Source organism: Aeromonas sp. TW 6 (assembly GCF_013168745.1).
Taxonomy (GTDB): Bacteria; Pseudomonadota; Gammaproteobacteria; order Enterobacterales; family Aeromonadaceae; genus Aeromonas; species Aeromonas caviae.
Genome location: NZ_JABERS010000019.1, coordinates 75,080 through 83,322, shown reverse-complemented (window position 1 = coordinate 83,322; position 8,243 = coordinate 75,080). Strand labels below are relative to the sequence as shown.

Genomic DNA, 8,243 nt, shown 5'->3' with positions numbered 1-8,243 from the left:
CTGTGGAGGCGTGGTGCAATCAGGCCGCCCGATGAAGCAGGAACCCGGTACTGCGCGAGCAGCTATCACCCAGTAATGGGAATCCCCCTCCTGTGACGCGAAGCGCTAAGGTGGGGGAGGATGTCAACAACCACAAATACGCCGAACAGCTGGAACGCTCCGGCTGCACCCAGGTGACCGAAGCCCAGGGCTGCGATATTCACAAGAGCAAGGCCGAGAACGCCGCCGCCGGATTTGGCGCCGCCCCCGCAGCGGCCAGCGCCAGCCCCTACGCCGGCAACGGGGTCGCCACCTTCCCCGAGACGGGCGCCACGGTCGCGAACATCCGCATCGATGACAAGGATCAGGTGTGGGTCAACGACAAGCAGGTCAGTACCAGGAAATCCGACGGCGCCCTGGTGTTCAAGGAGGGCATGGTCATCTACACCATCCAGGGGGATCGCCGCCTCAAGGGAGAAGATGGCTGGGTCGACAACGATGCGGGCACCAAGGGGCCCATCGCGGCCAAATGACCCCGTCACCATCACGACAAGGGGAGCCGCGGCTCCCCTTGTCGTTTCTGCATGCCTGCAACCGACGCCCCCCTACCTCTTCTTCGGGAAGTCCAGCACGGCCACCACCGGCGAGCAGGACGGGAGCGCCGACCAGGAGGGGGCGTCGAAGATGAAGCGGGCGACGGCACAGGTCGGCATGCGAGTGATACCGGAGGAAAAGCCATGAGCCAGGTCGGTGAAGGCAGGATCATGACCCACCAGCAGTACGCAGGCGAGATCATCTGAAAGCGCCCCCACCACCCCGAGAAGGGTCCCGGCATCGCTCTCGTAGAGGCCCTCGTCGATGACGATGCGGTCCGGGGAATAACCCAGCTCCCCGGCAAGCAGCCGGGCGGTCGTCAGGGCCCGGCAGGCGGGGCTCGAGAGGATGAGATCGGGCTTCACCCCAAGGTGCGCCAGACGAGCCCCCATCAGGGGCGCATCGCGCAGCCCGCGCGCAGCCAGCGGACGAGCGCGGTCAGACAAAGACGCGTCTTCCCAGCTCGACTTGCCATGGCGTACCAGGATCAGGGTTCTTCTCATGACGCACTCCCTGGTTGATCAGGGCCACAGGCGGCCCCTCAGACAGCCCCCCGTTTGCCAGCATGAAGGGGCAGGAGCACCATGGTCAGCAGCACACCTTCTACCCCCCAGCCTACCTGTTCCCAGTGTACTGTCTCCCCGGTCAGCATGCCGGTGAGCAGCACAGTGGCGCAGATGAGGGTCCAGCCGGTCAGGTGGAGGAAGGACTCCCCCGGTAGCAGCGCTTGATCAGGATGGGGTTCAGGGCCATGGCCACACAGCCGAGCAGGTAGATGCGATTGCCGGGAGCGAGGCTGAAGGCAAAAAGCCCGATGAGGGGACCATCGGGCTCTGCGGCAAGGATCAGGGGCTCACTTCTTCCATGAAGACAAGCCGAAGGGGTTCGGCCAGCAGTTCGTCCGCCTGGCGAGCGAAAGCCTGGAAATACGCGGTCTCACAGTGGGCATCCAGGGCGGCCTGACTCACGAAGGCTTCCCGCATGTAGAAGGTGCCGGGTTCATCCTTCAACTCGAACAGCACGTAATCGAGGTTGCCCGGCTCCTGGCGAGTGGGGTCAATCAAGGTAAGCAGGGCATCGCGAAGGCGCTCTCCCATGCCGTCACGGGCCTTGAGCACTGCGATCGATACCAGTTTGTCTGTCTCTTTTTTCATCCAGTTTTCTCCGTTGTACATCGTCAACACGCCAGAGAGTGCAACCTGGACAGCGATTTATACTGCCGGATGCTCCCCCATCAGACGTTGCCCAGTGTAGGCAGGACGGTGGGGGCCATATAGGGGGGCAGAATGAACACTGTGTTCAACGGGGTGGATAACCACGCCGTGCACGGAGGAACAAACGAGCGGGAGGGATCATGGCGCAAAGGGTGGCAACGGGACCCGCCAGGAGGCGGCACGGCTTGCGGCCCCCTGGTCCAGGCTAAGGGCCTGCAGACCAGCGCTCAACGTCAAGGCAATAGGTGGTGAAAGGGTGTTCGCCCAGGCGCGTTTTCCTCACCCAGATGGCCCGTCTGGCGAGGGACAGATAAGGCGGGCGGGTATCCAGCAAGTGAAAGAGTATCGTCCGATGGCCAAGCTCCCTCGCCCACCCCATCATCTCGTTGAAAATCGCCACGCCGCTTCCCCAGCCGGCCTTGGCGAGCACGATGGCAAGCTCCACCCCCTCGTCATCGGGCTGGATACCGCACCACCCCGCCAGGGTGCCGTCGAGGAAGATGGCGCGCACGCGGCAACCTGGCCGGGCGTCGACTCCCAGCTTGTACGCCATCCAGTCGCGCACCCCGGCCACATCGAAAAGCGGGTGAGGGATCAGGTGCTTTCGCAGCGTCTCGTCGTTGAGCAGCGGCAGAAAATCCTCTGCCCTGACAGCAGAAAAGGGGCTGAACACCATGGAGGTCTCTCTCATTGCCCGAAGAGGCACCCTAGTAGGGGGTGCCATCCTTGTGTCTGGCTGACCAGGCGCCATCGGCACCCTGTACCAGGGCCAGATCGTCGTCGGGATAGTCGACGGTGTCCCCTGGCAGCCTGTCCCCCACCTCGAGATAGACGGCGTCCACCTCACCGTGGTTGAGCAACTGGTGGGCCAGGCCGCTGCCCCCCTTGAAGCCGATGCACTCCCCCGGCGACATCCGGTACTCCTCCTCCCCGTGGCGCAGGGTGGGATTGCCCGAGAGCACATAGACGAACTCGTCCTGCAGGCCGTGATGGTGCTTGAGCGCCGAGATGGCCCCCGGTGCCAGGGTCGTCAGGTTGACCCCGAAATTGGCAAGGCCGAAATGATCCCCCAGCCTGCGCCGGGTGCGGTGCTTGACCAGGGAGGCAAAGGGCTCCGGATAGAGGGACTTTGCCTTGTGCTCGGGGATGGCCGTTGCCTGAATGGCACGCTTGTCAGCCATGTTCTGATCCTCCCAGTGAATGACGTCTCTCTTTATAGCCTGCGCCTTAGCGGCGAAACATGGGCAGGGGGTTGAAAGGGTGTCTCACACACCATGCCATGCCCGGTTGCCGCCAGATGGCAAAGACACCCTGTTTTTCGTTTGGCTATCTTAATGGCACACCGGAAAATGGGAAGTCGCGTTGGCGACCTCACCAATGGAATGAAGAAGATGGCCCGCGATCACCGGGAAATGCCCTCTTCCAGCGGCCCGGGTATGGAGGGGCACCGGCACATGCAGACCCGGTGACTAGAGCACCTCAATCCTGACCTTGATAAGCCCGGATCGGGGATTGCCGATGGCGCTGAACGCCGCCCTGGAGAGATCGATGATGCGCCCGCGGGGGAAATTGCCCCTGTCGTTGACCCGCACCACCACGCTCTTGTCGTTGGCGAGGTTGGTGACCCTCACCAGGGCGCCAAAGGGCAGTGTCATGTGGGCGGCGGTGTTGGCGTGGCGCTGGTAAGGCTCCCCGCTGGCGGTGCGCTTGTTGTGGTAGCGATCGGCGTAATAGGAGGCAAGCCCCGTCTGGGTATAGCCTCGCCAGTTGCCCGCACTGCCTGCATCAGGGTGGCTGCTGCAGGCGGCCAGCAGCAGGCACAGAGAGGCCAGCAGCCCTTTTTGTCGCGTCGTCATGCGTTGCTTCCTCGATGGGACAGAGCGACCAGCATCGCCAGTCAGGCTTCCGTTAACAGGGGCCTACTCTCTCACATTTCCCATGGAAAACGGGAGGCCCAAGCCTCCCGTTTTGCGTATCGCTCCGTCAGCCCCTGTCAGGGGAAGATGTCAGGCGATGAGCTTGTCGTCGGCGAAGCCAAAGCCGCGCAGCCCCACTACATGCACATGCTCGTGCTTGCCCTGCACCTTGCGGATGAGCTTGTAGGTGGTGCCCTTCTCGGGGCTGATGTTCTCCGGCGCCGCGATGAGGAGCTGCATGTCCTGCCGCTCGCACAGCTCGAACAGGGTGGCGATGGATTTGCCATCAAGCCGTGCCGCTTCGTCCAGGAACAACAGGCGGCAGGGAGCGATGTCCTTGCCGCGCAGACGGCGGGACTCCTCCTCCCAGCTGATGAGCACCATCAAGAGGATGGCCTGACCGGTGCCGATCGCCTCGCCGGTGGAGAGGGCGCCGCTCTCGGCCCGCAGCCAGCCGTCAGCACCGCGCTGCACCTCGATCTCCAGCTCCAGGTAGTTGCGATAGTCGAGCAGCACGTCCCCCATCACCTGATAGTTGCGCTCCCCCTGCTCCACCTGCGGGTTGAGACGCTGGAAGAGCTTGGCCATGGCCTCGGAGAAGCTGAGCTCCTTGTCGGCGAAAAGATCGTTGTGCATGGCGCTCTGATCGGCGAGTGCGGTCAGGAGGCGAGTGTGGGCCTCGCGGATATTGACGTTGAGACGCACCCCGCGCACCAGACCGAAGGCGATGTTCTGCAGGCCCTGGTTCAATACCCGGATGCGGTTCTGCTCCCGGCGGATGATGTTGGTGATCTTGGCCGCCACCTCGTGGGAGGAGAGGGACAGATGGGTTTCCCGCTGCTTGAGCTCGTCGGCGAGGCGCGCCAGCTCGATCTCCATCTCCTCGATGGCTTCCACCGGATCGTCCGAGCGGATGATGTCGTTGCGGATGCGATCTTTCAGGTAACGGTAGACCTGCACATAGAAGGCGACCTTCTGCTCGGTGCTGCGGTTGCCTTCCGACAGACGCAGCGCATCGCGCAGGGCCTCGTCGTGGGCCACCGCCACCCGCAGGGCGCCGAGGGCCTTGTCCGACATGGAGCGCAGCTCGTCGCTGTCGAGGTACGCCAGCTCGCGCTTGTTCAGACGCTTCTCGACGTCGGTCTCCCGTGCCAGACGCACCACCCGCGACCAGCTCGCCTTGTGACCCACCAGGGATTTGCGGGCGCTGTAGTAATCCTTGCCTTCGAGCTTGAGACGACCGCCAAGGGACTCGATTTCGCGCTTGCACACCTGCAACTGGGCCTCGGCGCTGGTGCGGCGGGTCCGGGTGCGGATAAGCAGCTCTTCAATCTCTTTCTTGTGGGCACGGGCCTTCTCTTCCATGTCATCCGACAGGGTCAGCCCCATGGCCGCCAGCTCCTGCTCGAACTCCGCCAGGGTCTGCCCCTTGGCCGAGGCGCTGGAATCGAGCGCCGTGCGCAGTTGCAGCGCCTCGGTGTGGCGCTGGGTGATCTGCTTGTGCTGCTCACCGGCGGTGCGGGCGGCAAGCTCTGCCGCCTTGAGCTTCTCTTTGAGTCGCTCGCTCATCTCGGAGGCCTTGCCCAGCAGATCTTGCGCATCCTGATAGGCAAAGTGCGGCAAACGGGCCACCAGCTGATCGAGGGCGTAGCAACGGCGCTTCTGCTCGGCCAGCAGGTCGCTCACCTCGTCAAAGGCCGCCTGCAGGGCCGCCAGATCCTGGGGATCCTGGCGCAGCACCTGCACCATGGTTTCCAGTTTTTCCAGCGCCTTGCCGTGCCTGGCGATAAAGGCTTCGGCTGTTTTAAGGGCCTCCACATCGGCGTGAGCCGCCTCGAGGCGGGCCGCCAGGTCTGCCTCGGCAAACAGGTGGGCAAAGGGCAGCATCCCCTGCACCAGCTGGATATGGCGGGTCAGCTGGGCGGCGGCGGCTTTGGCATCACTCAGCTGCTTGTCGCACTCGGCGATGGTTTCTTGCAGCTTGCGCTGCTCGTGCTGCTTGGCCTGCACCTCGGCTTCGGGGTCCGGGCGGAAGGCGATATCCAGATGCTGGCCGATAAAGTCGCGGAAGTGGCCGTAGAGACGGTGGTACTTCTGCTGCTCGAAGGCGGCCTTGGCGTAGCCCTCGATGAGGTTTTCCCGCTCAAGATCGAGCTGCTCGATCCGTTTTTCCCGGGCGGCGCGGCCAAACAGCGGCAGCTCGGGGTAGCGGGAGAAGCGCACCTGACGTTTGCTGGTGCGCACCAGCACGGCGTCCCCCAGCTCATCAGCTTCCACCAGATCCTCGTCAAAGGAGTCGGGGTTGCCCTGGATGAGGTAGATATCTTCCGGGCAATCTTCCAGCTTTTTCAGCCGCTCGATGGCGCCTTCGAGGTCGAGCACCACCAGGGCGCTGCGAGCCGGGCCGTAGAGCGCGGAGTAGTAAGGGGCATCATCGATGGAGATGTCGTCATAGACGTCCGAGAGCAGCACGCCCCCCACCTGCTCGGCGATGCGGGCAAGACGCGGATCCGCCTCGCCGGCACCCAGCTGCAGGTTGCGAATTTGCATCTCCAGCGCCTGTTTCTGGCCCTGAATGCGGTTGCTCTCCTGCTCGAACTCCCGCTCCTTGTCGAGCACGCTCTGCATGCCGGAAGAGAGTTCTTCGGCGGTGGCCAAGGCCAAGCCACTCTGCTCGCGCAGTTGCTCGAGTTTTTCAAAGGATTTGAGCCAGCGCGGGGCCAGCTTGGTCAGCTCCGCGATATCGCGACCCAGCTGAGTACCCTGATGCTCGAGGCTGGCGCGGCGCTGATTGGCCTCTGCCTGCTGCTCGGAGAGCTCCTCCTGGCGGGTGCGCTGGGCTTCGAGGAAGATCTCCAGCTCGTCCTGGCTAGCAATGTGCTGACCAGACGCCTGGGCCAGCTCGTCTCGCAGCCGCAAGAGCGTCTTCTGGCTTTCGCTCTCTTTCTCGAGGCGAGCCAGCGCGGCGCGCAGACCCTGCCCCTGGGCAATGCGGGCCTTGTCTTCGATGTGGCGCTTGAGCAGCGCCTGCGCGGTGGGCCAGGCAGCCTCGCGCACTGTCTCGGGTGCGATGCTGAGCAGCAGCGTCAGCGCCGCTTCGTGTTCGGCCACCGCCGCCTTGGCCAGCGCCAGCTGCTGCTCGGCCCCCAGCACCCGGCTGGTGAGGCTCTGCTCGGCTGCGCGGAACTGGTGCAGGGTGTCGCTCGCCTGCGCAGGCTCGAGCCCCGGCAGTTCGCACTGCTCGCGGGCGTTTTCCAGGGCCTGCACCGCCTGACGGTACTGGATGGCGCGGGTCTGCTGGATATCGAGCGCCTGCTGGTAGTCGGCCAGCTGGGTCTTGAGGCTGTCCACCTCTGCCTGGGCCAGCTCCTTGCGCTCCTCCACTTCCAGCAACTGGCCGTGGATCTCTTCCACCACCGCCTGCTGCTGCTCGAGCTTGTCGTTGAGCTCCGCCAGATCGGCGCGATAGAGGGCAATCTTCTTTTGCAGGGCCACGGCCGCCATCACCTTGGCCAGGTGCTCGGCGGCGGACTCCAGCTCGTCGGTCAGGAGCTTCTCGCGGTTGGTGAGCTGATCCACCTCGTCCGCCAGATAGATGGCGCGCTGCTTCTCCTCGGCCAGCAGACGGCGTTTGCCGGCGAGCTCAGAGCGTGCCTTGAGGGCCAGCTCGGAGAGACGGCTCTTCTCGGCGGCGCCCCGCACATACTCCGCGGCCACATAGTGGGTGGTCTCGGTGATCAGGTTCTTGAAGAGATCCCGCTGACCTTGGGTCTCCTTGATGGCTTCCAGGGTGCGGCGGTTCTCGTAGATGGCCGCCTCCATGTCCTGGAACGCCTTGCGTACCCCGGAGTTCTCCGGCAGCAGGTATTCACGCAAGGAGCGGCTGATGGAAGACGAGATACCGCCGTAGAGGGAAGCTTCGATCAGGCGATAGAACTTGCCGCGATCCTTTTGATCCCGCAGTTTCTTCGGGGTGATGCCGAACTCGAACATGAAGTTGTGATAATCGGTCACCGTATTGAACTTGGCGACCTTGATGGCGCCGAGCTCCGCTGCCGCCCCCTTCAGATCAGCGAAGGCACGTACCCGACCCTTGCCGTCGTCGAGCTTCTCCAGCAGCAGATCCGTGGGCGCCAGGTGTTCGGGCACATCCACCAGGGCGAACGGAGTGATGTTGACCTTGTTGTCACGGTTGGCCACCTGTTCGAGGTGCACACCGACCCAGATCCGCTGCTCGCGGCTGTTCATCACTTCCAGCAGCGAATAGCAGTGGCCACGCTGCAGCTTGCCGTAGAGCCCCTTGTCGCGGGACGCGCTGGAGGAGCCCGCCTCCGTGGTGTTACGGAAATGGAGCAGTGACTGGTCGGGAATGAGGGCCGCGATAAAGGCCGCCATGGTGGTGGACTTGCCCGCGCCGTTACCGCCGGACAGGGTCGTGACCAGCTGGTCGAGATCGAAGGTGCGGGCAAAGAAGCCGTTCCAGTTGACCATGGTCAGGGATTTGAATTTGCCTCTCACGCCACACTCTCCATCAAACCGG

7 protein-coding genes are annotated in these 8,243 nt (G+C 63.8%); 1 reads left to right on the top strand and 6 read right to left on the bottom strand.

Annotated features, from left to right (window positions below):
- The first annotated feature begins 92 nt into the window (after nucleotides 1-92).
- Complete coding sequence (locus HKD46_RS11405) at nucleotides 93-512, top strand: hypothetical protein (protein ID WP_227262768.1); 420 nt, start codon at nucleotides 93-95, stop codon at nucleotides 510-512.
- A 72-nt stretch (nucleotides 513-584) separates the two neighbouring features.
- On the opposite strand, the gene HKD46_RS11400 is transcribed toward HKD46_RS11405, so the two are convergent.
- The 6 genes from HKD46_RS11400 to mukB form a co-directional block, all read right to left on the bottom strand.
- Nucleotides 585-1,076, bottom strand: coding sequence for a histidine phosphatase family protein (locus HKD46_RS11400; RefSeq protein ID WP_052816250.1), 492 nt, complete (start codon nucleotides 1,074-1,076; stop codon nucleotides 585-587).
- A gap of 342 nt (nucleotides 1,077-1,418) precedes the next feature.
- Nucleotides 1,419-1,727 carry a putative quinol monooxygenase gene (locus HKD46_RS11395; protein ID WP_042879252.1) on the bottom strand — a complete coding sequence of 103 codons (309 nt, stop codon included), beginning with the start codon at nucleotides 1,725-1,727 and terminating at the stop codon, nucleotides 1,419-1,421.
- Between the two features lie 265 nt (nucleotides 1,728-1,992).
- A complete protein-coding gene (locus tag HKD46_RS11390; protein WP_049636016.1) occupies nucleotides 1,993-2,478 on the bottom strand; it encodes a GNAT family N-acetyltransferase in 486 nt (161 codons plus the stop codon).
- A gap of 16 nt (nucleotides 2,479-2,494) precedes the next feature.
- Nucleotides 2,495-2,968 carry a cupin domain-containing protein gene (locus tag HKD46_RS11385; protein WP_052816254.1) on the bottom strand — a complete coding sequence of 158 codons (474 nt, stop codon included), beginning with the start codon at nucleotides 2,966-2,968 and terminating at the stop codon, nucleotides 2,495-2,497.
- A 288-nt stretch (nucleotides 2,969-3,256) separates the two neighbouring features.
- Entirely contained in the window at nucleotides 3,257-3,643 is a 387-nt protein-coding gene (locus tag HKD46_RS11380) for a septal ring lytic transglycosylase RlpA family protein (protein ID WP_052816256.1), read from the bottom strand.
- A 150-nt stretch (nucleotides 3,644-3,793) separates the two neighbouring features.
- Nucleotides 3,794-8,221 carry a chromosome partition protein MukB gene (gene mukB, locus HKD46_RS11375; RefSeq protein ID WP_104452958.1) on the bottom strand — a complete coding sequence of 1,476 codons (4,428 nt, stop codon included), beginning with the start codon at nucleotides 8,219-8,221 and terminating at the stop codon, nucleotides 3,794-3,796.
- Between the last annotated feature and the right edge of the window lie 22 nt (nucleotides 8,222-8,243).